Annotated in this window: 16 protein-coding genes; 8 read left to right on the top strand and 8 right to left on the bottom strand. The window is 66.1% G+C overall.

What is annotated here, in order from left to right:
* Positions 1-76: 76 nt before the first annotated feature.
* The 6 genes from AB5Y98_RS20305 to amoH all read left to right on the top strand — a co-directional run bounded on the left by AB5Y98_RS20305 (position 77) and on the right by amoH (position 14,520).
* Positions 77-1,741 carry a (2,3-dihydroxybenzoyl)adenylate synthase gene (locus AB5Y98_RS20305; RefSeq protein ID WP_368232754.1) on the top strand — a complete coding sequence of 555 codons (1,665 nt, stop codon included), beginning with the start codon at positions 77-79 and terminating at the stop codon, positions 1,739-1,741.
* A gap of 23 nt (positions 1,742-1,764) precedes the next feature.
* Positions 1,765-2,673 (top strand): amonabactin biosynthesis bifunctional protein AmoB, encoded by a 909-nt coding sequence (gene amoB / locus AB5Y98_RS20300; RefSeq protein WP_368232752.1) that lies wholly within the window; start codon positions 1,765-1,767, stop codon positions 2,671-2,673.
* Positions 2,670-5,771 carry an amonabactin biosynthesis non-ribosomal peptide synthetase AmoF gene (amoF, locus tag AB5Y98_RS20295; protein ID WP_368232750.1) on the top strand — a complete coding sequence of 1,034 codons (3,102 nt, stop codon included), beginning with the start codon at positions 2,670-2,672 and terminating at the stop codon, positions 5,769-5,771. The genes amoB and amoF overlap by 4 nt, the downstream gene beginning before the upstream one ends.
* Before the next feature lie 20 nt (positions 5,772-5,791).
* The gene (gene amoA, locus AB5Y98_RS20290) at positions 5,792-6,541 is read left to right on the top strand and encodes an amonabactin biosynthesis protein AmoA (protein WP_226009931.1); all 750 of its coding nucleotides are present in this window, start codon (positions 5,792-5,794) and stop codon (positions 6,539-6,541) included.
* A gap of 135 nt (positions 6,542-6,676) precedes the next feature.
* On the top strand, positions 6,677-12,979 hold the full coding sequence (gene amoG, locus AB5Y98_RS20285; protein ID WP_368232748.1) for an amonabactin biosynthesis non-ribosomal peptide synthetase AmoG: 6,303 nt from the start codon (positions 6,677-6,679) through the stop codon (positions 12,977-12,979).
* Complete coding sequence (gene amoH / locus AB5Y98_RS20280; protein WP_368232747.1) at positions 12,976-14,520, top strand: amonabactin biosynthesis glycine adenylation protein AmoH; 1,545 nt, start codon at positions 12,976-12,978, stop codon at positions 14,518-14,520. Before amoG ends, amoH begins: the two co-directional genes overlap by 4 nt.
* A 68-nt stretch (positions 14,521-14,588) precedes the next feature.
* Here amoH and AB5Y98_RS20275 read toward each other — a convergent pair whose 3' ends face one another.
* Positions 14,589-15,533 carry an amonabactin ABC transporter substrate-binding protein gene (locus tag AB5Y98_RS20275; RefSeq protein ID WP_368232746.1) on the bottom strand — a complete coding sequence of 315 codons (945 nt, stop codon included), beginning with the start codon at positions 15,531-15,533 and terminating at the stop codon, positions 14,589-14,591.
* A gap of 156 nt (positions 15,534-15,689) precedes the next feature.
* On the opposite strand from AB5Y98_RS20275, the gene amoD reads away from it, so the two are divergent.
* On the top strand, positions 15,690-16,475 hold the full coding sequence (gene amoD / locus AB5Y98_RS20270; protein WP_368232744.1) for an amonabactin biosynthesis phosphopantetheinyl transferase AmoD: 786 nt from the start codon (positions 15,690-15,692) through the stop codon (positions 16,473-16,475).
* Between the two features lie 61 nt (positions 16,476-16,536).
* Here amoD and AB5Y98_RS20265 read toward each other — a convergent pair whose 3' ends face one another.
* The 5 genes from AB5Y98_RS20265 to AB5Y98_RS20245 all read right to left on the bottom strand — a co-directional run bounded on the left by AB5Y98_RS20265 (position 16,537) and on the right by AB5Y98_RS20245 (position 22,812).
* Positions 16,537-17,340 (bottom strand): amonabactin ABC transporter ATP-binding protein, encoded by an 804-nt coding sequence (locus tag AB5Y98_RS20265; RefSeq protein ID WP_016350955.1) that lies wholly within the window; start codon positions 17,338-17,340, stop codon positions 16,537-16,539.
* A 43-nt stretch (positions 17,341-17,383) separates the two neighbouring features.
* Positions 17,384-18,451, bottom strand: coding sequence for an amonabactin ABC transporter permease subunit 1 (locus tag AB5Y98_RS20260; RefSeq protein WP_201891406.1), 1,068 nt, complete (start codon positions 18,449-18,451; stop codon positions 17,384-17,386).
* 13 nt (positions 18,452-18,464) lie between these two features.
* Positions 18,465-19,481, bottom strand: a complete 1,017-nt coding sequence (locus AB5Y98_RS20255; protein WP_005301628.1) for an amonabactin ABC transporter permease subunit 2 — start codon at positions 19,479-19,481, stop codon at positions 18,465-18,467.
* 70 nt (positions 19,482-19,551) lie between these two features.
* Positions 19,552-21,525, bottom strand: coding sequence for a siderophore amonabactin TonB-dependent receptor (locus tag AB5Y98_RS20250; RefSeq protein ID WP_226008568.1), 1,974 nt, complete (start codon positions 21,523-21,525; stop codon positions 19,552-19,554).
* Positions 21,526-21,582: 57 nt separating this feature from the next.
* On the bottom strand, positions 21,583-22,812 hold the full coding sequence (locus AB5Y98_RS20245; protein WP_054544764.1) for a siderophore amonabactin export MFS transporter: 1,230 nt from the start codon (positions 22,810-22,812) through the stop codon (positions 21,583-21,585).
* A 251-nt stretch (positions 22,813-23,063) separates the two neighbouring features.
* Here AB5Y98_RS20245 and AB5Y98_RS20240 point away from each other — a divergent pair, with 251 nt between their 5' ends.
* Complete coding sequence (locus AB5Y98_RS20240; RefSeq protein ID WP_368232742.1) at positions 23,064-23,816, top strand: hypothetical protein; 753 nt, start codon at positions 23,064-23,066, stop codon at positions 23,814-23,816.
* 13 nt (positions 23,817-23,829) lie between these two features.
* On the opposite strand, the gene AB5Y98_RS20235 is transcribed toward AB5Y98_RS20240, so the two are convergent.
* On the bottom strand, positions 23,830-24,291 hold the full coding sequence (locus tag AB5Y98_RS20235; RefSeq protein WP_268000912.1) for a DUF2919 domain-containing protein: 462 nt from the start codon (positions 24,289-24,291) through the stop codon (positions 23,830-23,832).
* A 142-nt stretch (positions 24,292-24,433) separates the two neighbouring features.
* Positions 24,434-25,381 carry a magnesium/cobalt transporter CorA gene (gene corA / locus AB5Y98_RS20230; RefSeq protein WP_005301617.1) on the bottom strand — a complete coding sequence of 316 codons (948 nt, stop codon included), beginning with the start codon at positions 25,379-25,381 and terminating at the stop codon, positions 24,434-24,436.
* Positions 25,382-25,885: the final 504 nt, after the last annotated feature.

Raw genomic sequence — 25,885 nt, 5'->3', positions numbered from 1 at the left:
CGCAGCTTCAATATCTGGGCTGGCCGAGTGGGCAGCCAAATCTGAAAGCCCTGGACCTGAGTCCGGAGGTAGCGCAATGACCCAGTCCAACCGCTTCCTGCCCTACACCCGCTGGCCCGACGAATTGGCCCAGTACTACCGCGCCAAGGGGTATTGGCGCGGCGAGCCGCTGACCACCATGCTGGCGCGTCAGTGCGAGCTGGCCCCAGACGCCGAGGCCATTCTCTGCGGCGAGCGCCGCTTCAGCTATGGCGAGCTGGATGCCGTCTCGAGCCGGCTGGCCGCGAATCTGGCCCGCCATGGCCTGGGGGCGGGGGACACCGCGCTGGTGCAGCTCCCCAACGTGGCCGAGTTCTATCTGGTGTTCTTCGCCCTGCTCAAAGCCGGCATTGCGCCGGTCAATGCGCTCTTTAGCCACAACCGGCTGGAGCTGGCCTCTTACGCCGAGCAGATCCGGCCCCGCCTCTTTATCGGCTCGCTGGCCCATCCGCTGTTTGCGAGCAAGGGTCGTGAGAGCGAGCTGCTGGCAACCATGGGCGCCGAACTGGTGCTGCTCGATGGCGATGGAGGGGCGCTGGGGCTGACCCATTGGCTTGGCGAGGGGGATGAGGGGAGCTCCCCATCCCTCTCCTTTGCCCCGACTCCGGCGAACGAGGTGGCCTTCTTCCAGCTCTCCGGCGGCAGCACCGGCACTCCCAAGCTCATTCCCCGTACCCATGACGACTATTACTACAGCGTGCGCCGCAGCAATGAGATCTGCGGCCTAGGCCCTCATACCCGCTATCTGTGCGCCCTGCCGGCGCCCCACAACTTCCCCCTGAGTTCCCCTGGCGCCCTCGGGGTGTTCGAGGCGGGCGGTACCGTGGTGCTGGCGCCGGATCCCAGCCCCATCAGCTGTTTCCCGCTGATCGCCCGCCACCGGGTCAACCTCACCTCGCTGGTGCCGCCGGCGGTCTCGCTCTGGCTGCAGGCAGCCGAGGCCGACGCATCTGCCCGCCACCAACTGGCGAGCCTCGACTTGCTGCAAGTGGGCGGCGCCAAGCTGGGGGAGGCGGTGGCCAGCAAGATTGGGCCGCTGCTCGGCTGCCGGCTGCAGCAGGTGTTCGGCATGGCGGAGGGGCTGGTCAACTACACCCGGCTCTCTGATCCCGACGAGAAGGTCATTCACACCCAGGGCCGTCCCATGAGCCCGGACGACGAGGTGCGCATCCTCGATGAGGCGGGCAATCCGGTTGCCCCTGGCGAGCCTGGCGCCCTGCACACCCGCGGCCCCTATACCTTCCGCGGCTACTACCAGAGCCCGGCCCACAACGCCCGGGTGTTCGATGCCGAGGGCTTCTACTGCTCCGGCGATCTGGTGGTACAGGACGCCGATGGTTACCTCACCGTGGTCGGGCGGCAGAAGGATCAGATCAACCGGGGCGGCGAGAAGATCGCGGCGGAAGAGGTGGAAAACCAGCTGCTGCACCATCCGGCCATCACCCATGCGGCCCTGGTCTCCATGCCCGACAGCGCCATGGGGGAGAAGAGCTGCGCCTTTATCGTCACCACCGAGCCGGGGCTCAAGCCGCTGGCCTTGCGCAAGTTTCTGCGTGAGCGCGGGGTGGCGGACTTCAAGCTGCCCGACCGTTTCGAAACCCTGGATGCCCTGCCCATGACGGCGGTGGGCAAGATTGACAAGCAGGGGCTGCGGGCGCGCATTGCACACGCTATCGCCGGCAATTCCCTGACAACAGCATAAAACTAAAAAGGAATCATGACGTTATGGCTATCCCAACCCTGAACAATTACGCCATGCCCAGCCAGTGGAAGGCCAACAAGGTCGACTGGACCCTGGAACCCAAACGCGCCGCCCTGCTGATCCACGACATGCAGGAGTACTTCACCGCCTTCTATGGCGAAAACAGCCCGCTGATCGCGGCCCTCACCGAGCGCCTGGCCGCCGTGCGCAAGCAGTGCAAGGCCCTCGGCATTCCGGTCTTCTACACCGCCCAGCCCAAGGATCAATCCCCTGAGGATCGCGCCCTGCTCAACGACATGTGGGGCCCGGGGCTCAACAAGCGGCCCGAGCAGCAGCAGGTGGTAGCAGCGCTGCGCCCGGAGCGTGACGACACCGTGCTGGTCAAGTGGCGTTACAGCGCCTTCCAGCGCTCCGAGCTGGAGCAGATGCTCAAAGCGCTGGGACGGGATCAGCTGATCATCGGCGGCATCTACGGCCATATCGGTTGCATGATGACTGCCTGCGACGCCTTCATGCGCGACATCCAGCCCTTCTTCCTGGCGGACGGGGTAGCGGACTTCTCCCTGGCCGACCACCAGATGGCGCTCGACTACGTGGCGACCCGCTGCGGCAAGGTGATCCGCTGCGAGGAGGTGCTGGCCCTTGCCCCGGCTTCCGCTGCTGCTGCCCAGGCCAATCCCTTGCTGACGTATGAGGGGCTCAAGGCACGGCTGCTGAGCCACATCGACGAGGACGAAGGGGAGTTTGACCCCGACGAGAACCTCATCGACTACGGTCTGGATTCGGTGCGGATCATGGCTCTGCTCACCGAGTGGCGCGCCGCCGGGGTGGAGCTCGGCTTCGTGGATCTCGCCAAGCTGCCGACCCTCAACGGCTGGTGGCGCCTCATCGAGGCCAGGCTGGCAGCCCAGGCGCTGGAGGTGACCCCATGAACCGCTTCCCCTTGACCATCCCCCAGCAGGGGCTTTGGTCCGGACATCTGCTCAACGACGACAAGGCGATGTTCAACACCGCCGAGTGCATCGCCTTCGACGGCAAGGTGGAGGCGGCCGTGCTGGCCGCGGCCCTTGCCAAGGCGGTGGGGGAGTGCGAGGCGCTCAAGGGCCATTTCGAGCAGGATGGCGAGGCGGTCTGCTTCGTCTCGCATGAGCTGCCCCTGGCCTATGAAGAGGTCTCCCTCGCGCGCGATGACGAGACGCTGGCCCGCACCTGGGCCTGGGCCGATCTGCGCCGCCCGTTCGAGCTGACCCAAGAGCCGCCCTGCCGCTTCGCCCTGCTGCGCGGCCCCGGCCGCGATTACCTCTACAGCTGCGTGCACCACATCGCCCTCGACGGCTTTGGCACCACCCTGCTGTTCCAGCGCATCGCCGAGCTCTATGCAGAGGGGCTGGCTGGTGAGATGAACTCCCCATCCCCCTTCGGCTCGTTGGCTGAAGTGCTGGCCGAAGAGGCGAGCCGTGAGCAGAGCGGCAAGAACGCCGCCGCTCGCGCCTTCTGGCAGGAGCAGCTGCAAGGCTGGCCCGAGGTAAAATCCTTTGGCGAGACCCGTGCCCCGATTGCCGCCGAATTTATCCGCGAGAGCCGTCCGCTGCCGGCGGCGCTGTGGCAATCCCTGACCGGCTTTGCCGACGAGCACAAGCTGGGCTGGCCCGATCTGCTGCTGGCCGGCCTCTCTGCCCAGCTGTCGCTTTCGAGCGGCCAGGATAAGACCCTGCTCGGCCTGATGATGATGAACCGCATCGGCTCGGCATCGTTGACCGTGCCCTGCATGCAGATGAATATCACCCCCTTGGCTCTTGCGCTTGATGAGACGCTGGATCTGGCGGGAGCCGCCGGCGCCGTGGCCAAGGCCAAGCGCGGGGTGCGCAAACACCAGCACTATCGCTACGAGCTGCTGCGCCGCGATCTTGGCCTGGTGGGGGGCGACAAACGCCTGTTCGGCCCGCTGGTCAACATCATGCCGTTCGATCACGCTCGCCGCTTCGGGCCGCTATCTGCCCATATTCTCAACATCAGCGCCGGCCCGGTGGAGGATCTCACCATCGAGGTGCAGGTCGGCGTCGATGGCCAGCCCAGACTGGATCTGGACGCCAACCCCGCTTGTTACCGGCAGGGGGATCTGGCGGCCATCGCCGATACCCTGTTTGCCCTGCTGGAACGCTGGCTGGCCGAGCCCGCCCAGACCCTGGGAACGCTCAAGGCCGACTGGCTGGCGGAGCAGCGAGCCAGCGCCCTGATCGCCGGCCCCGCCCATGAAGTGATCAAGGCACGGCCGGTGCTGGAGGCGCTCTGCCACTTCGCCGCCCAGACCCCGCACAAGATTGCCTTGATTCAGAGCACGGAGCAGGGAGAGGTCCGCTTCAGCTACGAGGCGCTGCTGGCCAGATCCGAACAGATGGCGGCCGCCCTGCAGGCCGCAGGCGTCGCCCCCGGCGACAAGGTGGGGGTCATGCTGGCCCGCACCCCTCAGGCCATCTTCGCCCAGCTGGCGGTGCTGCTGGCCGGCGCCGTCTACGTGCCCCTCGATCCCGAGCAGCCGCTGGAGCGCCAGGGCCATATCCTGCGGCTGGGGGAGGTCAAGACCCTGATCACCCAGGCCGAGTACCGCCACAAGCTGGCCAGCCTGTTTGAGGGGCGCACGCTGCTGGCGGGGGATCTGGTGAGTGGCGATCGGCTCAACCAGCCGGCCGCCGGCCGCGCCGTCGCCTACCTGATGTTCACCTCGGGCTCGACCGGTCTGCCCAAGGGGGTGGCGGTGAGCCACGGCGCGCTGGATCACTTCGCCGCCGCCGCCCGCTGCCGCTATCACCTGGATGAAGACGCGCGGATGCTGCAATTTGCCCCCTTCAACTTCGACGCCAGCATCGAGGAGGTGTTCGCCACCCTGAGCGCCGGCGCCACCCTGGTGCTGCGCACCGACGCCCTGCTCGAATCCATGCCCGCCTTTGCGGTCGGGGTGGAGCAGATGGGGATCACCCACCTCGACCTGCCCACCGCGTTCTGGAACGAGTGGGTGGTGGCGCTGACGGCGGGTCAGGCCCACATTCCTGCCGGGCTTACCACCGTCATCATCGGCGGCGAGGCGGTCTATCCCGAGCAGCTGGCCCAGTGGCAGCGTCAGGGCCGCTCCGATGTGCGCCTCTTCAACACCTACGGCCCCACCGAAACGACCGTGGTGGTGACCACCCAGGAGCTGCAGCAGGAAGATCCGAGCCAGACCCAGCTGCCCATCGGCCTGCCGCTGCCCGGCATGCAGGCGCTCATCCTGGGGGCAGGGGAGCAACCCGCCAGCGAGGGTGAGCTGGTGCTGCTCGGCCCGCAGCTGGCCAACGGCTATGTGGGTGGCGTGCAAGGCAGCTTCGGTACCTTGCGGGTTGGCGCGGAGCCGATGCCCGTCTATCGCACCGGCGATCGGGTGCGCCTGGTGGCCGGCCGGCTGGTCTACCTCGGTCGGCGCGACAACGAATTCAAGATAAGCGGCTATCGTATCCAGCCCGGCGAGGTGGAGGCCCAGCTGCTGGCCCTGCCCGGGGTGGACGAGGCCTGCGTACAGGGGGTGAGCATCGGCAGCGTGCGCCGGCTGGTGGCCTTCGTGGCGGGGCCGGAGCGCGACAGCCGGGTCATCAAGGCGCAGCTGGCCAGGGTGCTGCCTGCCGCCATGATCCCCACCGATTATCGCCACTATGACCAGCTGCCCCGCACCGGCTCCAACAAGCTGGATCGCAAGGCCCTGCTGGCCGCCTACCAGGCGGGTGGTGAGGCGTTGACCCTTGGCAGCGAAACCGAGAACCGGGTCGGCACCATCTGGCAGCAGATCCTGGGGCTCGCCACCATGGCGCCCACGGACAACTTCTTCGAGCTGGGGGGCCAGTCCCTGCAGACCATCCAGATAGTCAACCGGCTCGGCGCCGAGTTCGGGGTGCAGGTCAAGGTCTCCGACGTGTTCGATCACCCGCGACTCGATGACTTCTGCCGCTTCCTCGACGGCCTGCTTGCCGAGGACGAAGAGAGCGTGGAGATGGTGTGGTGATGAGCAAGGAGCAACAAGCAATGGCCTTTGATTTCACTGGCAAGCGGGTCTGGGTGACCGGGGCCGGGCGCGGCATCGGCCGCGAGGTGGCGATGCAGTTTGTGGCGGCCGGCGCCGCCGTGGTGGGGCTGGATCTGGCGTTTCCCGAAGCCGACTACCCCTATGCCACCCGGCTGCTCGATATCGGCGATTCGAAGGCGGTCAACGCCTGCTGCGCAGCGCTGCTGGCGGACGGCGGGCTGGATGTGCTGGTGAACGGGGCCGGGGTGCTGCGCCTCGGCCCCACCGAGACTCTTAGCGATGACGACTGGCACGACTGCATGACGGTCAACGCCAGCGGCGTCTTCTATCTGCTGCGGGCTCTGGTGCCCCACTTCAAGGGGCAGCGGCGCGGCGCCATCGTTACCATCGGTTCGAACGCCGCCCATGTGCCGCGCATGCAGATGGCGGCCTATTGCGCCTCCAAGGCGGCGGTCACCAGCCTGACCCAGACGGTGGGGCTGGAGCTGGCCCCCTTCGGCGTGCGCGCCAACCTGGTGTCGCCGGGCTCGACGGATACCCCCATGCTGCGCGGCATGCTGCCAAGCGAGGAGGCCATGGCCCGCACCATTGCCGGGCTGCCGGAGCAGTTCAAGCTCGGCATCCCCCTGCGCAAGGTCGCCACCCCGGCGGAGATCGCCCATACCGTCCTCTTCCTGGCCTCGGATCTGGCCAGCCACATCACGCTGCAGGATCTGGTCGTCGACGGCGGCGCCACCCTGAGTGCCTGAGGCTTGAGAAACAGATGAACAATATGATTTTGCTGTTGAAACGGCTGGGCGGTCAGAGCGTGAAGCTAGCCCTGAATGAGAAGGGGCAGGACGGTTTTTCTTCCCATCGAGCCACGCCGGCTGTCTGAGGTACAGATGAACAATATGATTTTGCTGTTGAAACAGCTGGAACGGCAGGGGGTCAAGCTGGCGCTGAACGACAAGGGCCAGCTTATCTCCCAGTCGAGCAAGGAGGCGGTGACGCCGGCCATCGGCGCCACCATCAAGGCCCACAAGGATGAGCTGGTACGCTGCCTGGCGGCCCGCGCCGCCTTCGAGGCGCCCATTCTTGCGCAACGTGATGCCGAGGGCGCCCGGCAGGGGCCGCTCTCCTCGTCCCAGAGCGGGCTCTGGTTTATCGAGCAGTACGAGGAGGCTTCCCACCTCTACAACATGCCGGTCTATTTTCGCGTCAAGGGAGAGCTGGACACCGCGGCGCTGGAGTTTGCTTTCGATCACCTGTTTGCCCGCCACCCCAGCATGCGCACCCGCTTCATCAAGGACGAGGCGGGCAGGGGGGCGCAGGAGATCCTGCCCCACACCCCCTTCAAGCTGCAGATCGAGGACGTGAGCGCAGAGCCTGCTGCCGAGCGCGAAGCCTATGTGGCCCGCCGGGTGCGCGAGGAGATCGGCCGCCCCTTCTCCCTGACCCAGGGGGATCTCAGCCGGGTGCATCTTATTCGGCTGGGCAGCCGCGAACACGTGCTGCTGATCACCCAGCACCACATTATTTCCGACGGCTGGTCGGTCAAGAACATGTTCGCGGATCTCAAGCGCGCCTTTCTTGCCCATCAAAACCGCGAACCCCTGCAGGTGAGCGAGCTGCCGCTCACCTACATCGACTATGCCCGCTGGTTCAACTCACCGCGTTTTCTCGATTATCACGCCGAGTTCAAGCCGTTCTGGGTCGACCGGCTCGGTGGCAGCCCCGAAGTGCACGGCCTGCCGCTCGACAAGCCGCGCCCGGCCCATCAGGCCAGTGGTGGCGAGCTGGTCTTCTCCACCATCGAGAGCGACCTGTGGGAGAGCTTCAAGCGCCTCTGTCAGCGCCACAGCACCTCCAACTTCATCGGTCTGCACGCCCTGTTTGCCCTGCTGATGGTGCGCCAGAGCGGCGAGAAGGAGGTGGTGATCGGTACCCCGCTCGCCTATCGCGAGCGCCACGAGATCGAGTCGCTGGTGGGCTTTTTCGTCAATACCCTGGTGCTGCGCACTCAACTCAGCGGCAAGCCCAGCTTTGTCGACTATCTGCAGCAGTGCCGGGAGGAGGATCTGGCGGCCTTCGATCACCAGCTCTACCGCTTCGAGGCGCTGGCCGAGGCCATCGGCGCCGATCGCACCACTGCCATCAACCCCATCTTCCAGATCATGCTGGTCTATCAGGCCAAGGTGGACTTCAACGATCTCATCCCCGGCTGCCAGTTGGTGGAGGAGACCTCGCCTGTGTTGCCGGCCAAGACCGACATCTCGGTCAAGGTGACCGAGCTGATGGACTCCGTCCGGGTGGACTGGCTGTTTGCCACCGCCCTGTTCGAACGAGAGACCATCCAGGCCTACGCCGATCGCCTGCTACACCTGATGCGCGCCGTGGTGGCGGCCCCCGAGACCGACATCTGGCAACTGCCGCTGGAGGCGGGCACCGACCAGGCCGCGCTCGCCGCGCAGCTTGCCGACCTGCCGCGGGATTACCCGAGCCGCGATACTCTGCTCTGTCATATCGAGCGGCGGGCCACGCAGTTGCCGGACGCGCTGGCGGTCAGTGACGGCGCGCAATCGTTGACCTATGGCGAGCTGGAGGTGCGTGCCAACCGGCTGGCTCACTGGCTGCAGGCTCAGGGGGTCACCCCGGGCGCCGCCATCGGCATCCAGGCCAGACGTGATGTCGCCTTCGTGGTTGCCCTGCTCGCCTGCTGGAAGGCGGGGGCGGCCTATGTGCCCCTCGACCCTGCCTATCCCGCCGAGCGACTGGCCCATATCCTGAGCGATGCAGCCATCAGCCTGGTGCTGGGGGGCGTGCCGGACCCGCGGCTTGGCGAGGCGCTGGCGGGCACGACTGCCGAATATCACGATCTGCACGGGCTGGCGCTGGACAAGATGCCAACCAGCATGCCCGCACTGCCTCGGGACGCCGCCATGCTGGCCCAGATCATCTACACCTCCGGCAGCACCGGCCTGCCCAAGGGGGTCATGGTGGAGCAGGGCAGCCTGGTCAACCTGATGGCGGATCACGGCGAGCGCATCGCCCTTGATCAGAGTGGGGCCATGTTCAACTGCATGTCCCTCTCGTTTGATGCGGGCAACATGACCACCCTGCTGCCGCTCTACTGCGGCGCGGCCCTGCACTTCGGCGAGCCGGGCGAGGGGGTGATCGGTGCCGCAATCGCTAGTGGTGCCAGCCATATGATTTTGCCGACCGCCCTGCTCGCGAATCTGTTGCCACCGGCGGATCTCGGTTCCCTCAAGGCCATCGGTTTTGGCGGCGAGGCGTGCCCGAGCAGCCTGGTGGAGCGTTGGGGAGAGCGGGTGGCCCTCTTCAACATGTACGGCCCAACCGAGTGCACCGTCACCGCGCTCTGCGCGCGGCTCACCCCGGGGGCACCCATCACCATAGGTCGACCGGTCAACCACCTGAAGGCGCTGATCCTGGACGAGGCGGGCAACCTCTGCCCGGTGGGGGTGCCCGGCGAGCTCTGCCTGGCGGGGCTGGGGCTGGCCCGCGGCTACCTCAATCTGCCGGAGCGCACCCAGGAGGCCTTTATCGAGCTGGCCTTTGATGCAACGAATGAGGAACGCACATATCGCCTCTATCGCACCGGCGATCGGGCCCTGCTGCGCCGCGACGGCAACATCCAGTATCTGGGCCGGATAGACGAGCAGATCAAGCTGCGCGGCTATCGCATCGAGCCGGGGGAGATAGAGACCCGGCTTGCCGAATTGTGCCCGGCCATTCGCCAGATCAAGGTGGTGGTGCAGGAAGGTCGTCTGCTCGCTTACGCCTGTTTGCAGGCCGGGGCAAGGGAGCCCGACGGCGATGCCCTGCTGCAGCGGGCCGGCGAGTGTCTGCCCGAATACATGGTGCCGGCGCGCCTGTGCTGGCTGCCCGAGATGCCCCTCACCCCCAACGGCAAGCTGGACTTGCGCCGCCTGCCCGCCATCGTCTGGCAGCAGAGCAAGGGCGAGCCGCAAAACGAACTGGAGCAGACCGTGCTTGCCATCTGGCAAGGGGTGCTCAAGCAACCGCTCGGGGTGGAGGATGACTTCTTCCGGTTGGGCGGTGACTCCATCCTCAGCATCCAGCTCACTACCCGGTTGCGGGATGCGGGGCTGCACTGCAGTGTGAAGGACGTGTTCGAAGCCAAGACGGTGCGCCGCCTCTGCCGCCAGCTCGGCCAGCAGCAAGCCGTCAGCCACAGAAGCGAGCAGGGCAGCCTGACCGGCGAGTTCCCGCTCCACCCCATTCAGCACTGGTTCTTCGAACAGGGCTTTGCCAAGTCCGGTCACTGGAACCAGGGGGTGATCCTGCGTCTGCCGGCCGGGGTGGACGATGAGGCCCTGCGCGGCTGGCTGAATGCCCTGCGCCAGCACCACGATGCCCTGCGCCTGGCGGTGACCCCGACCGGCCAGCGCTACCTGGCCGAACTGCCATTGCCGCCGCTGCCGACCCTGGATGCCGCCAATCTTGATGAGGTCGAGCTGCAGGCCCGCCTGACCGAGCTGCAGGGAGATTTCGACCCTGCCAGCGGCCACACCCTGGCCTGGGCCCGCCTGCGCAATCTCGCCATCGAGGGGGATCGCGAGGGCGAGACGGTGGAGGGGCTCTTCCTCGCCTTCCATCACCTGGTGATCGATGCGGTCTCCTGGCGCATTCTGGCCGAGGATCTGGCACGGGTGAGCAGGGGCGAGCCACTGCCCGCCAAGGGCAGCAGCTATCGCCAGTGGGGCGAGGGGCTCGCGGCCTATGCCAAACGGGAAGAGGAACAGCTTGGCTTCTGGCTGGCTCAGGGGGAAGGCAGCCAGGGTCACCTGCTGATCGCTGAGCGCGCTGCCGATGGCCGCGCCGCCGCCAGCTTGCTGCAACTGAGTCAGGAGACCACGGCCCGGCTCATCGACACCGCCAACCAGGCCTACTTCACCCGGGTGCCCGACCTGCTGCTGGCGGCACTGACTCGTACCCTGAGCGAGCAGGGTTACGGCAGCCGTCACTGCGTGATGCTGGAAGGACACGGCCGTGAGGCCATCGATGCGGAACTGGACGTGAGCCGTACCCTGGGCTGGTTCACCAGCACCTACCCGTTGGCGCTGGCAGATGCCGGGGCGTGGGATGCGCTGGTCTGCGCCACCAAGGAGCAGCTGCGCGCCGTGCCGAACAAGGGGGTGGGCTTCAACGCCCTGCGGCTGCACCACCCCCGTGGCTGGGCACTGCCCGAAGCCCTGGTGGTCTTCAATTACCTGGGGGTCAGCCATCAGGGCGAGGCTGCTCAGCCCTGGCAACCCCTGCCGCTGGCGCCGGGGGCACCCACGTCCCCTGACAACCTGCCGCGCGAGCTGGTCAGCCTGCACGGGGGCGTGTTTGATGGCCGCCTCACCCTGCGCCAGGTGGGCGCCCTCAACCAGCAGGCGAGCGATGCCCTGATGGCGCGGCTGGCGGACAACCTGACGGCGCTGGTGGAACACTGCTGCAACCTGAAGGCTCCGCGCCATACCCCGAGCGACTTCCCGGGGCTTGGCCTCTCGCAAGCTGCGCTCGATCGGGTGCTGAGCGGGCGTGAGGTGGAGACCCTGCTGCCCATGACCTCGCTTCAGCAGAGCATGTTCCATCACAGGGCGCTGCTGCCTCGGGATCACGCCTATCACCTGCAGACCGAGATCGCCTATCACCAGCCGCTGGACGTGGCGGTCTACCGTCAGGCCTGGCAGGGGCAGATCGCCCGCTGGCCGGCCCTTCGCAGCGAACTGGTGCTGGCGGACGGGGTGGCGCTGCAGCGCATCCTCAAGCATGCCGAGTTGCCATTCCACTATGAGGACTTGTCCGAGGTGGGGAATGAGGCGGGAGAGGCACGGGTCCAGGCCTATCGCGAGCAGGATCTGGCCCGTCCGATCCCGCTGGAGCAGGCTCCCCTGCTGCGCCTTGCCTGCTTCAAATTGGCCCCCGATCACCACAAGGTTGTCTTCAGCGCCCATCACGGCGTGCTGGATGGCTGGAGCGGCCCCGTGTTGCTGGGTTCCTTGCATCGCGGCTATCAGGCGCTGATGAACGGCCTGTTGCCGCAGCGCGAGCCGGATACCGCCTGGCTCGAGTTTGGCCGCCATATCGCCAGCCAAGCCCGCAGCGCCGACGCCTACTGGCAGGGGCGGGGCGAGCTCTTGGCCAAGCCTAACGATCTCGCCTGCCTGTTCGGGGTGACGCTGGACGCTAGCTCAAGCGGGCGCCATACCCAGCAGCGACCGGCGGTGTGCGCCACAGCGTTGCCGGCCGAGGTGGCGACCTTGCTCGCCCACCGTGCCCGCGAGCTTGGCGTGACTGCGGGCCTGTTGGCTCAATATGCCTGGCACCGTCTGCTGGCTCGCCGCTCTGGCGATGCCGTCACCCTGGTGGGCAACGTGACCCCAGGGCGGGACTATCCCATCGAGGGGATCACCGCGAGCGTCGGGCTCTACATCAACAGCCTGCCGCTGGCGCTGGCGTGGTGCACCGAGCTGACCCTGGCCGAGCATGTCGCCCGGTTGCAGACCGATCTTATGGCGCTCAACGAGCACGGCACCCAGTCGCTGGCGGCACTGACCAAAGGCCGGGCGCGTCTGTTCCAGAGCCTGTTCGTGTTCGAGAACTACCCCATGCCGGCGGCCCCTGCCGCCGCCGAACCTCACCAGCTGGTGCCGCGCTTTGGCACCGTGGTGGAGAAGGTGGAGCTTCCTCTGTCGCTCGTGGTCAGCAGTCGGGGCGAGACGCTCCAGCTGCGCCTCGAGTTCGACGGCGAGCAGATCCCCGAGGCCCGGGCCGAGGCGGTGCTGGCTGACTGGCTGGCCGAGCTTGGCTGGCTGGCGCAGGCGGATCTGAGCCAGCCGGCCAGCGTGGCGGCGGCCGTGCCGTCCCCAGCGCAAGGAGCAGCCACACAAGTGGCCGCCAACAGGGCTGAACCCGGCCTGGCTCAGCCGCCGGCCGAGGCCCGCGCGCTGGTGGCCCTGTGGGAGCGCCAGTGCGGCGTGCCCGGTATCTGGCAGCAGACCCTGTGTGAACTTGGGGTGGATTCGGTGCAGCAGCTCGCCCTGCTGGCGGCTCTCAACGAAGCGTTTGGTCAGGATCGAGCGCTGCTCACCCTGCAGACCCTCAAGGCCCATCCATCCCCCAGCCGGCTCTATCGGCACTGGCTGGTGCGCCAAACGGAGGCCGCGCTATGACAGTGACCATCAAGCATAAGGCTTCGCTCGTGCAAACCCGGCCTGCGCCCCGCGAGGGGGCGGCCAATCTGGGTGCGCGGCTGGCGGCTTGCCTCTCTGCCACCCCGCTGGCCCCCGCCATTCGTATGGGCGGGGAGGGCATCAGTGAGGGCGGATCAGATGAGCAGTGGCTCAGCTATGGCGCGCTCAATCATCGGGTGGCCCAGATTGCCGCCCGCCTGCAGGGGCTGGCGGTGGGGGAGCGGGTCGGCCTCTATCTCTCCCGCAGCCCCGATCTGGTGGCCAGCTTGCTGGCCTGCCTGCGGCTCGGCCTCACCTTCGTGCCCCTTGAGCCGGATTTTCCGGTTGAGCGGCTGCAGGGGATCGCCCATCAGGCGCGCCTGTCGGCGGTGATCTGCGACGGCGACAGACCGGCTCCCGCCTTCGGCTGTCCGCTGCGCACCCTCGATGGGCCGGCAGCGGCAGGGCCCGTCTCCTGGCCCCAGGTGGATGACGCCCTGGCTGCCTACATGATGTTTACCTCGGGCTCCACCGGCGAGCCCAAGGGGGTGGTCATCAGCCGGCGGGCCCTGCTCTGCTTTCTCGACGGGATCCGCGAGCGGCTCGGGCTTTCACCGAGCTGCCACTGGCTCTTCATCACCACCCCGGCCTTCGACATCTCCCTGCTGGAGATGCTGGGGCCGCTCTGGGGTGGTGGCCGGCTGACGGTGGCCGGCGGCGAGCACAACAAGGATCCGCTGGGGATGCTGGCGCTGCTCGAGGGCGACCCCTCCATCAACTGGCTGCAGGCGACCCCGGCCTGCTGGCGCATGTTGCTCAAAGCTGGCTGGCAGGGGCGCAATACCCTCACCGCCCTGTGCGGTGGCGAGGCGCTGGACCCAGGTCTGGCCGAGCAGCTCTGTGCCCGCACCCGGCGACTGTGGAACTGCTATGGGCCCACCGAGGCCACCGTCTGGTCCCTGGTGAGCGAGGTGCGCTGGCCGCCGACTGATGGCCAGATCACCATCAGCCACAGCCTGCCCGGCTATCGGCACTGGGTGCTGGATGAGGCGGGGCAGCCGGTGGCAGAGGGGGAGTGCGGCGAGCTCTGCATCGAGAGCCCGGCCCTGTGCGAGGGGTACTGGCGCAAGCCGGCCTTGACCAGCGCCGCCTTCCTGCGCCTTGCCACCCATCGCCTCTATCGCACCGGCGATCGGGTGCGGCGGCTGGGGGCGGACCGCTTCCTCTATCTGGGGCGACGCGACGATCAGGTCAAGCTGCGCGGTTTTCGCATCGAGCTCGGCGAGGTGGAGGCGGGGCTGCGCCGCCAGGCCGGGGTGCAGGAGTCGGCGGTGCGTCTGGTGGGCGAGGGGGATGACGCCATGCTGGTGGGCTACGTGGAGGCAAAAAGCGGGGTGACCCTCAATCGCCTCGCCCTGCGCAAGGGGCTGCAGGCGATGCTGCCGCACTACATGGTGCCGGCGCGGCTCATCCTGCTGGATGCCCTGCCCAAGACCGGCAGCGGCAAGCTGGACAGAAAGGCGCTGCCCTTGCCCGAGTAAGTGCCGCGCAGCAGATAAAAAAGAAGCCCGCAAATGCGGGCTTCTTTGTGGGCGCGGATCACGCGGGCTTATTGGGTGATGGGGGCCGCATCGGGTTTGGCCAGCAGCAGCTCGACGTCGTCGATCACCTTGAGGGCCGCCTGGGGGCCGCCGGTGGAGGTCCACAGGGATCCGTCCACGGCGCCGAAGCGCTTGCTCTTGATGGCGCCGAGCTGCTGGAAGGCCGGGGTCTGCTCGGCCTGCTTCATGGCATCCACCGCATCGCCGCTGGCGCTCAGGGTGCCGATCACCAGCCAGTCGCCGTCCAGCAGATTGAGGGATTCGAGGCTCAGGGCCGGGGAGTGGGGGGTCTTGTCACCGATCTGGTGGGTCGGTCGGGTCAGCCCCATCTCTTCCACCACGCTGCTGGCGAAGGTACCGCCGTGCATGTAGCTCGGGCCCTTGGGGTTCCAGCGCACTATGCTCAGGCGCTCGCCCTGATGCTTGGCAAGCTTGCTGCGGGCTTCCTGCAGACGGGCGTCATACTGGGCGAGGAAGGTCTTGGCTTCGGCGTCCCGGTTCAGCACGTGGGCGCTGCGATTGAAGATCTCCTTCCAGGAGTCACCCCAGTTGCCGGTGACCACGGTGGGAGCGATCTCCTTGAGCAGGGCCAGCAGCTCGGGCTTGGTCTGGCCGGTGAGGATGAGGTCGGGTTCGAGATCGATCAGCTTCTCCAGGTTGGGGTTGTCCAGATCGCCGACCACGGCGATCTCCTTGCCCGCCTGTTGCAGCAGGTAGCGGGGCAGGGTGGACTGGCCGCGGCCATTGACGGTGCCGACCGGTTGCAGCCCCAGGGTCAGGGCGCTGTCCAGATCGATTTCGCTCAGTACCACCACCCGCTTGGGCTGGGCCGGTACGACCTGGGTCTTGCCGTCGGCATCGGTCACCTGACGGGTCTCGCTGCCGGCCTGTGCCTGGAAGCCGACCAGGCTGGCCAACATCAGCACGGCAGCCAGGGGAGAGGAGATCTTCATCGTTACATCCTTCTTGGTGAAATCAGTGGAACACTGGGTCCCAAACGGGCGGACTCATGCTACCACAAATTCAAATGATAAGAATTGTCATTTGTGTTTGTGGTGTGTGGAGGGAGCAATTTGCTACCATGTTGGCTCATCCACCAAGGGCTCTTTGTGATGTTCATTGCCACCGCGCCAGCCTGCTCACTAGACCGCTTTATCGTGCAGGCCGACAGCCTGCCGCTGCCCGGCGCGGCGCATCTGGCGCTGCAACGGGTCTGTTTTGACCCCGCCGCCTTCACCCCGGCCTGTTACGATGCGGCCGGCATGGTGCTGCCCGCCAGCTTGCAGCGTGCGGCCCCCAAGCGGCTGGGGGAGTTTCTGGCGGGGCGTCTTGCGGCCCGCGAAGCCCTGCGCCCCTTCAACCTCGCGGAGCACCCCGTGGCCATCGGCAACGCCCGCGAACCCTGCTGGCCTGCGGGGTTTGAAGGCAGCATCAGCCACAGCCTGTTGCAGGGGCGCGGCATGGCCCTGTGCGCGGTGCGTCCGGGCCGGGCGGGGATGGGGCTGGATCTGGAGGGCTGGCTGGCAGAGGGGCAGGCGAGCGAGCTCTGGCCCGGTATTGCAAGCGGGGAGGAGTGGGCCCGGCTGACGACCGCTGCCCCTGCCATCGGCCTGAGCAGGGCTGAGGCACTCACCTTGATCTTTTCGGCCAAGGAGAGCCTGTTCAAGGCGCTCTACCCCAGGGTGGGGCGCTATTTTGATTTTCTCGATGCCCGCTGGCTGGCCATGACGGAGCAGACCCTCACCCTCGAACTGGTGGGTGGGCTGACTCCGACACTGCCCGCCGGTTGGCGCTGTACGCTCTACTGGCAGCCAATGTACTGGCAGGCACTGCATTGGCAAACACGGCACTGGCAAACACGGCCGGGCGGGGTGCTCACCAGCCTGCTGCTGTGAGTGGTGGCGCGCCGAGACACAAGCATAAAAAAACCGCCTCTCGGCGGTTTTTTTATGGGGCTCAGGCCGGCTGACGCATGGCAAAGGCGTGCGGTCTGCGGCGCGGCACTATGATGGGGGCGCCGTCACCGGGGGCGTGCAGTATGTCCACGTCGGTCTGGTAGAGGCGGTCGATAAGGGACTTGGTCACCACCTCGCGGGCCGGCCCCATGGCCTGGATGCCGCCATCTCCCAGCGCGATCAGCTCGTCGCAGTAGCGGGCGGCGGTGGCGAGATCGTGGATGACGATGAGCACCGTCTTGCCCTCGGCGGTGATCTGGTGAATGGCCTCCATCACCTCGGTCTGGTGGCCGATGTCGAGGGCGCTGGTGGGTTCATCCAGCAGGATGATGTCCGCATCCTGGGCCAGCACCATGGCGAGCCACACCCGCTGGGCCTGGCCGCCGGAGAGGGAGCTGGCGCTCTGCTGCAGAATGTCGCCGAGCTGCATCCGCTCGCAGGCCCAGCGCACCATGCGGGCATCCTCCTCGCTCCACTGATTGAACCAGCCCTGATGGGGGTGGCGGCCATACTGCACCAGCTGCTCGACCTGGATGCCGGCGGGCACCAGCGGGCGCTGGGGCAGGTAGGCGAGCTCGCGGGCCAGCGCCTTCTTGCCGTAGCTGGCCAGCGGCTTGCCCTTGAGCAGGATCTCGCCGGCTTGCTGCTGCTCCTGGCCTGCCAGGAGTTTGAGCAGGGTGGACTTGCCGCCGCCGTTGGGGCCAACGATCCCCACCAGCTTGCCCTGGGGAATGGTGAAGGAGATGTCGTTGAAGACGGGCTTGTGCTGATAGCCAAATTGCAGGTGATTGATGGTGAGCGTCATCAGGCGGCCCTCGGTCTGTCTTGAAAATGGATGAATGGCATCGTCAGTCGGCCTTCTGGCGGTCTTTGAGCAGGATGAACAGCAGCAGCAGGCCGCCGAGAATACGGGTCATGATGCCGGTGGCCACCTCGTGGGGGCTGGCCAGCACCCGCACCAGGGTGTCGCTGGCCAGCAGCAGCAGGGCGCCGCACAGGGCGGCAATCCACAGCGGCACGATGCGATCCCGGCTGAGCCAGGAGGCGAGCACCGGGGCCGCCATGGCGATGAACACCACCGGGCCGCCGATGGCGGTGCCGAGCGCCGCAACGACGATGGCCTGGGCCAGCACGCCGAGCTGCACCCGGTTGACGTTCACCCCCAGACTCTGGGCGGTGACGGGGCCCAGACGCAGTACGCCGAGGGCCCGGGAGAGATAAATGATCCAGGGGCAGACCAGCAGGATCAGGATCCCCACCGGCAGCACGGTGCTGTAACCCTGGCCGACGAAGTTTCCCATGTTCCACAGGTAGAGGCTGGTGAGGTGCACCAGCGACTGGGTGGACATCACAAACTGGCCGATGGCGTTCATCAGCTCGGAGACCCCGATGCCGATCACCACGAACAGGTAGCCCTGCTCCCCCGGCTTGTTGCACAGGGCATAGAGCACGGCGGCGGCAAACAGGGCGCCCAGCGGCGCGGCCCACCAGGGCCAGCTGCCCAGAGTCAGGTAGAGGGAGAAGGCGATGATGGCCAAGGAGGCCCCTTCGTTGACCCCGATCATGTCCGGGGTGGCGAGGCGGTTGCGAATGAGGGTCTGCACCAGGCAGCCGGAGAGGCCCATGGCCGCTCCCGCCACCAGCACGGCGACGATGCGCGGCAGCCGGATCTTGAAGACGGTCACCTCGCTCAGCCGGTTGCCCTCGCCAAGCAGGGTCTGGATCACCCCCAGCATGGTGAGCTTGCCGGAGCCCAGGGTCAGCGCCAGCAGGGAGAGCAGCACCAGGGCCACCAAGAGCCCCAGCGTGATCAGCCAGGCACGGCGGTGCAGCAACAGGGTGCGGCTGCCAACGCGCAGGCAGACGGTGCCGGTGGGAAGCGCCGTGTTGGGGGAGGGATGGATGGAATTGTTCATGAGGCAGGCAACCTTATTTGACGGCCAGCAGGGCGCGGAAGCCGCCGCTGCGCACCACCAGGATGAGCACGGGGGCACCGATCAGCGCCAGGATCACTCCGTTGGGCAGCTCGAACGGCTGGATCAGCCAGCGTGCCAGGATGTCGGCACCGAGCAGGAACAGCACCCCGAACAGGGCGGAGAAGCGCACCTGGATGGCGAGGCGCACCGGCTCCACTAGGCGGGCGCAGTAGGCGGCGAGAAAACCGACGAAGCCGATGGGGCCGGCGATGGCGATGGCGCAGGCGGTAAACAGGGTGGCGGCCAGGAGCACGCCGATGCGCACCCGGGTCGGCCGGATGCCGAGCGCCAGCGCCTGGCTGTCACCCATCTGCATCAGGGTGAGCTGACGGCAGAGCGCCAGGGTCAGCAGCAGGCCGAGCAGGGCAAAGGGCATCACGGTGAGCACCGCATCGAGATCCGAGGCGGCCAGCGACCCCAGATTCCAGAAGCGGAACTGCTCCAGCACCACCTGGTTGGAGAGCAGCAGGAAGTTGGAGAGGCCGCCGAAGGTGGCGGAGAGGGCGACCCCCACCAGGATGAGCTTGAGGGGGTTGGAGCGCCCCACCATCAGGCCGAGGCCGAGCACGATGAGGTTGCCGAGCAGGGCCCCCATGCCGGACCAGAGCAGGTAACCGTAGGCGGATTCGACGCCAAAATAGGTGAGGCCGATCACCAGGGCGAACACGGCGCCGGCGTTGACCCCGAGCAGGCCGGGTTCGGCCAGCGGATTGCGGGTGGCGCTTTGCAGCATGGAGGCCGCCAGCGCCAGGGAGACGCCCACCACCAGGGCACACAGGGTGCGGGGCAGACGCAGGGTGTGAACTATCATGGCGAGTTTTTCATCGGCCACGAGGGCGGGATCGCCCAGCAGAAAACCGGCGACCTCGCGGCCACCATAGACACCAGCGCCAGTGGCCAGTGACAGACAGATCAGCAGGAACAGGAGGATCACTCCCAGCCAGAACAGGTGTGTTTGGTGTCTCTGCACCCGGCTACTCCTTCATGTCGAGGCAATAACAGCAGAAAGAGGGGAGCCCTGACGGACTCCCCTGCGGGGCTTACAGCTTGTAATCCACGCCGGCGTAGACGGTACGACCTTCCAGAATGAAGTCGGCGTCGGTGGCGACCTGGTCACGCTTGGTGTTGGTGAGGTTGGTGATGCCCAGCTTGAAGTCGAGCGCCGGGGTGACCTTCCACTTGGTGTTGACGTCCAGGGTCTGGTAGCTGTCGGACTTGAGCGCCTGGGAGTTGTGCATCGGCACCTTGATGAACTGGCTGCCCACGTACTGCCAGGCCAGGTTGGTGCTGACGATCTCGGTGGCTTGCCAATCCAGGCTCAGGTTGCCGGTGTGATCCGGGGTCTTGGCCAGATCGTCGCCGGTGCTCTTGTCTTCGGAGTCCAGCATGGTCCAGTTGCCGGTCAGCTTGACGTCGTCCATCACATCGACCCAGCCGGTCAGCTCCAGCCCCTTGACCCGGGCCTTCTTGACGTTGAGGTAGGTCATCACGCTCGGACGATAGCCCGGGCCCCACTGATCGCTTTGGATCAGATCCTCGATGTCGTTGTGGAAGCCGGTGAGGCCGGCGCCAAAGCGCTCTGCCTCATAGGCGGTGCCCAGCTCGTAGCTGACGGCGGTTTCCGGTTTGAGATCCGGGTTGCCGACTACCTTGCAGGCGCCGCGGCAGGCGGTGGTGGCGAAGCCTTCGCTGGACTGGGCCAGGGTCGGGGCCTTGAACGCCTTGCCGGCGCCGCCCTTGATCACCCACTCGTCGCTCAGCTTGTAGAGCGCATAGGCACGCGGGCTGAACTCGTTGCCATAGGTTTCGTGGTGATCCAGACGACCGGAGAGGGTCAGCGCCAGATCGCCAAAGCCGAACTCGTCTTGCAGGTAGAGGGCGCTCTGGCTCGCATCCACGCTGCCGTTGGTTATGCTGCGGCTGTGTTCCAGCTCGGTTTTGCGGAACTCCGCGCCGGAAGTCAGCAGGTGATCCCCGAGGTAGCCGCTCAGCTGGCCGTCGACCGTGTGGTTGGTCTGGGTGACGTCGGCCGCGCCGCCGTTGAGCTGGGAGTCATCCATCAGATCGGTCTGCTCGAAGTAGTAGCGAGCCCGGCTGTCGAAGTGTTCCCAACGGCCGTTGTGGGTGACCCCCAGGCTCAGCCGATCGAGTTTTTGCACGTTGTGCGGAGTGGCCGGGGCGGTGGGGGCGCGCGGCACGTTGTTGAAGTAGCTGTCCATGTCGTTCTGGTTGTAGCCCAGATCGAACTCCACGTCCTGGTTGTCGCTGACCAGCCACTTCAGGCTGGAGAGCATGTTGACCACTTCCCGTTTCTCCAGCGCATCGGCGTCCTTGTTGTTGGACTGATCGCTGTGCCAGCGGTCGCGCTGATAGCCTTCCACCACCAGGCTGCCGAGCAGCTTGTTGTCGATCAGGGCGCCGGAGACGAAGGCGTTGCCACGGTTGGCATCACCGCCATCACCCTTGGTGGGCATGGTGTGGGTGTAGCCGAAGGCGGCCTCGGTCTGCTCCTTGGCCTGGCGCAGGATCACGTTGACCACGCCACCGAGGGCGTCGGCGCCATAGAGGGAGGAGACGGGACCGCGGATCACCTCGATGCGCTCGATGGCAGCCATGGGGATGGAGCTCAAGTCGAAGTCATTGCCAAACGAGCTGCCCAGGGTCTCGCGGGCGTTGACCCGCTTGCCGTTGATCAGCAGCAGGGTGTAGTCGCCGCCCATGCCGCGGATCTTGATCTCGCTGCGGCCGGTGGGGTTGGTGCCGATGACGTTGACGCCCGGCACGTGCTTGAGCGCTTCGCCGATGTTGTTGGCGTTCATCTTGTCCAGATCGGCGCGGGTCACCACGGAGACGCTGGCCGGCGCGGAGAGCTCGGTGTGCTTGGTCTGGGTGGCGGTGACCACCAGGGTCTCGTTGGCTTTGGGCGCTTCGGCCTGGGCCAGGCCCGGCAGGGCGATAAGGCCGAGGGAGAGCAGGATGGGGTTCAGGCGAAAGACGCCGGGCTGCAACTGCATAGTCAAAACTCCATGAATAAAACAGAGGTTATGGGGTCCGGCTCTGGGGCCGGTGGCTCACTGACTTCCTTGTCTGGCGGGGCCAGACTCGGGGTTATTGTTGTTCCTTGTCTGTGCCAGCCCCTTGAGCAGGAGCCAGACACCGCCGCAGGCCAGCAGACCGCAGCCGATATTGATCCAGGCGAGCCCAGCAAAGCCGTGCAGGGCGCCGCTCTGATCCGACACCAGCAACCTGGCGGAGAGCAGGCTGCCAAGCCCGGCCGCCACATTGGTGACCGTGCCCTGAAAAGACATGAAGGCGGCGCGCTGATGAGGGGCCGGGATGGATGCGGTGATGGCGAGGGTCGAACTGGAGCGGGCCGAGCTCAGCGCCATGAAGAGGGTGAACAGCAGGTAGACGGGCACGCCGACCGGCATGGCGAAACCGAGCAAAGTGATCAGCGCCAGCAGCAGGCTGGTGATCAGGATGGCGGCCTGGGCCCGGCCCTGATCAATCCAGCCACCGCACAGCCGCATGGTGGCCATGCTGGCGAGGCCGCCGCACAGATAGAGGGCGGCGATCTGCTCGCGCGGGAAGGCGAGGTTGAACTGGAAGTAGTTGGCAAAGTGCGGGATCAGCAGGAAGTGGCCGAACATCTGCAAGCAGAGGATCAACAGGGCGCCCTGGCAGAGCGGGGAGGCCAGCAACTGGCGCAGGCCGCTGCCGTGAGGGGCGCGGTTGACCGGCAAGGAGGGCAGCAGGCGGCTGCTCAGCAGTGCCAGCAGCAGACCGCAGACACCAAACAGCAGGAAGGGGCTCTGCCAGCCAAACCACTGGGCCAGCACCAGGGCGATGGGCACCACCAGAATGGCCGCCAGGGAAAACGCCATGCCCACGTAGGCGAGGCGGCGGCCCCGCTCGGCCGGCGGCACCAGATCCAGCACGGCTGCCATCAAGATGGCGGCGAGCGGCCCGGCCACACAGCCCGACAGGACAAACAGCACCAGCAGCTGCTGGCTGTTTTGCACCAGGGCGCAGGCCATCAGCAGCAGAAAACGCAGGGTGAGCAGCAACAGCAGGGCGGGCTTGCGATTGACCCGATCGAGCCAGGGGGCGGCGATGAGGCCCATCAGGGCGGCCCCCAGGGTGGCACCGCCGCTGAAGTAGCCGGTCTGCTCCGGCTGCATGCCGAGACTGATGACCAGATCCGGCCCAAGTGGCATCACCATCATCATGCTGCCCATGGATAGCATGTTGACCAGCAGGGCAAGGTGGATGGCGGCGGGGGTGGTGGTGACTGGCTTCATCGACGGCAAGCTCGAAAAAATGAGACCGAATTGTATCCGAGCGATTTTTTCGTGACAACAAATGGTAATCATTTTTATTTGTGTTATTTGATCTATCTCCGTTCTTTTCATCGAAAAATGAAGGACCTGACCTGCACGGCGTTCACCGCTCACGGGCAAAATCATTGAAAAGCGGGCGGGATGGCCCATGATGACCAGGTGATGAGCAGGCCGATGACGTGAAGGGCTGCCGAGTGGGACGGGAGGAGAAGATGAGAAGATGGAATTGGTGCGGACTCTGGCTGCTGTGGGGGCTCTGTTGCCTGCCGCTGCGGGCCGAGGTGAAGGTGATCCCGGTATTCGAAACCCAGGCGGCGGTGCAGACCCTCAAGGATCTCTATCCGGAGCTGGGGGTGAGCGCCATGGGCAACCAGCTGGTGCTGAGCGGCAGCGCCGCCCAGCTGCAGGAGGCGGAAGCGGCGCTGGCCAAATTCAACCAGCCGCCCCAGAGCCTGCTCATCGAGTGGCGGGTGGATGGCGCTTCCAGCAGCCAGCAGGTCGGGGTGGGGCTGGGCCGGGATGCCGCCAAGCGGCAGTGGCTGCTGGAGGGCAATGCCCAGCAGTATCAGCGCAGCCAGAACGACAGCTGGCAGGTACGCGGTCTGTCGGGTCGGCCCGTGCTATTGCAGATGGGCACCTATCAGCCGGTCACCTTTTATCAGTGGCGTGGTGGCCAGGTGGTGGGGCTGATGCCGCTGGTGAACGGCCTCTATGCCACCGCCACCCTGATCGGCGACAGGGTACAGATAGCGCTCAGCAGCGAGCAGGCCAGGCTGGAGCAGGGCACCATCAACCGGGGGCAGAGTGCCACCGAGGTGAGCGGCTCCCCCGGCCAGTGGCTGACGGTGGGGGAGCTCTCAACCAGTTCGGCGCAGCAGGGCAGCAGCCTGGGCACCCAGTTGCAGGGGGGCGGCGGTAGTCAGAGTGATCGCCAGACCCTGCAGATCCGGATCACCCGCCAGTGAGCCGACTCGCCCCTCAATGGGGTTGATCCACCGCGTATTCACGCAGCTGGCGGCTGCGCAGCAGATACCAGAGCGACCAGAGGGTGGCGACCAGCACCAGGGCGGTAGGCCAGCTGAACGACCACTTCTGCAGATTGAGGCTGTGCAGTTGCATCAGCAGGCCGCTGATGGCAGAGCAGAGCAGCAGCAAGGGGCTGTGGCGCCTGAGCTTGGCCCGGAGGCTGCGGGTCTGCTGATAGGTGCCGCCGCAGGCGAGCAGCGCCAGCATGGCGGGCACGTCGGTCAGCAGGCTGATGTAGAGGGTGAGCCGGTCCGGGTAGAAGAGGGTCAGGATGGCGCTGCCGCTCTCGCGGGTGACGCCGGCCATCAGAAACAGCCAGACCGAGCGGGTCAGCAAGAGGGCGATGGGCCAGAACCAGAGCGGGGGGCGCAGCTGGCCGTGATCGTCATATCTGTGTTCGGGGTAGAGGGTCATGGTTGCCCGGATTCGTCTGTGCAAAGGATGAAGGGGATATGGGGCGAAGGGGCGCCCTTTGCAAGGCGGGCGAGGGGCGGGAATTAATCGGGGGGCCAGGCCCCCCAATCTGCTTATCTCTTTTGGTGCCAAGCCGCCGGCGTCACAGCCAGCCCTTGCGCTTGAAGAAGAGACCGGTGCCGAGCGATGACATCACCATCAGTACCAGGGAGAGGGGATAGCCGTACTCCCAGGCGAGCTCCGGCATGCGACCGAAGTTCATGCCGTAGATGCTGGCGATAAGGGTTGGCGGCAGGAAGATGACAGCCGCCACCGAGAAGATCTTGATCACCTTGTTCTGCTCCAGGTTGGTGACCCCCATGGAGGCCTCCAGCTGGAAGTTGATCTTGTCGAACAGGAACTGGGTGTGGGGCAGCAGGGACTCCACGTCGTGCAGCATCTCGTCGATCCACTTGTTCTGCTCGCCCGTCATGCGTTGGCGCAGGCTGCGTTTGAGGAAACGCAGGGCGCGACGGGTATCGTGCAGGGAGAGGCGGATCTGGCCGTTGGCCTCTTCCTGGGCCATCAACTCCTTGAGCATGGGATTGATCTGATCCGGCTCGAAGATCTGATCGGCGGTGTTTTCCAGGGTCTTGTAGCCATCTTCGATGAGATCGGAGAGGTACTCCACTTTCAGGTTCTGCACCTCCAGCAGGATGTCGAGGGCGTCTTCGACCTCCAGCCGGTCCTGACGCATGTAGTGGCGCAGCAGGCGCACCAGGCCGATGTCATCCTCGCGGATGCTGATCAGCAAATTGTTGCGCAGGGTAAAGGAGACGTGCACACCCTTGGTATCACGGCCGATCCGCTGGGGAAACAGGGAGTGAATGTGCAGACCGTCGGTATCCCAGTAGAAACGGGCGGATGCTTCGATATCATCCAGCTCCTCCTTGTCGGGCACCTCTTCCAGAAACAGGCCCGTCAACCATTCTCGTTCCGCCGTGTCCGGCTTGTAGGCATCCAGCCAGACGGTGTTGTCAGGCACTATGTCGTCAGGCCCGAGCGTGACTATGTCCAGTACCTTGTTATTGAGAATGTAGGCGGTGATCATCTGTCCCCCCTTAAGAAGTCATGGGTAATCAGGGATGGTTGCACAGGTCATGCGGCCTTAGAGCGCGTAGAAAGCGATCCCGTGGACAAGCTGAACGGGCCGATGGAAAACCTGAATGCGGCGAACTATACAGGGGCGGGCCGCGCTTGTCAGGGCCTATTCATCGGAGGTTCAGCCTGTTCGCTCAAAAAAACAGCGAGGTCGGAGCAGCCACGCCGACCTCGAAACGGGCGATCCTGGCGTCACCTCCTTTATTCACCCCGATAGGCGGGAGGACTTGGGTTCACCGGCCGGGATGGCGGGCTCCCGGTGGCCCTGCGACAGCCCCCGGCCGCGCGCCGGAAACCGCCTCTATTTGATGTGTTGGGGCTGCACATCCTTGTTATCTGCGCAGGTCTGCATGGGCAAGCCTGTTACATATTGGGATAGTTGGGGCCGCTGCCGCCCTGCGGCGGCGTTCGGGCGATGTTCTGGGCTGTGCATCCTTGCTGTCTGCACAGGTCT

The organism is Aeromonas sp. s3 (assembly GCF_040907805.1).
Lineage (GTDB): Bacteria > Pseudomonadota > Gammaproteobacteria > Enterobacterales > Aeromonadaceae > Aeromonas > Aeromonas dhakensis.
This window is presented reverse-complemented; position numbering and strand designations above follow the sequence as displayed.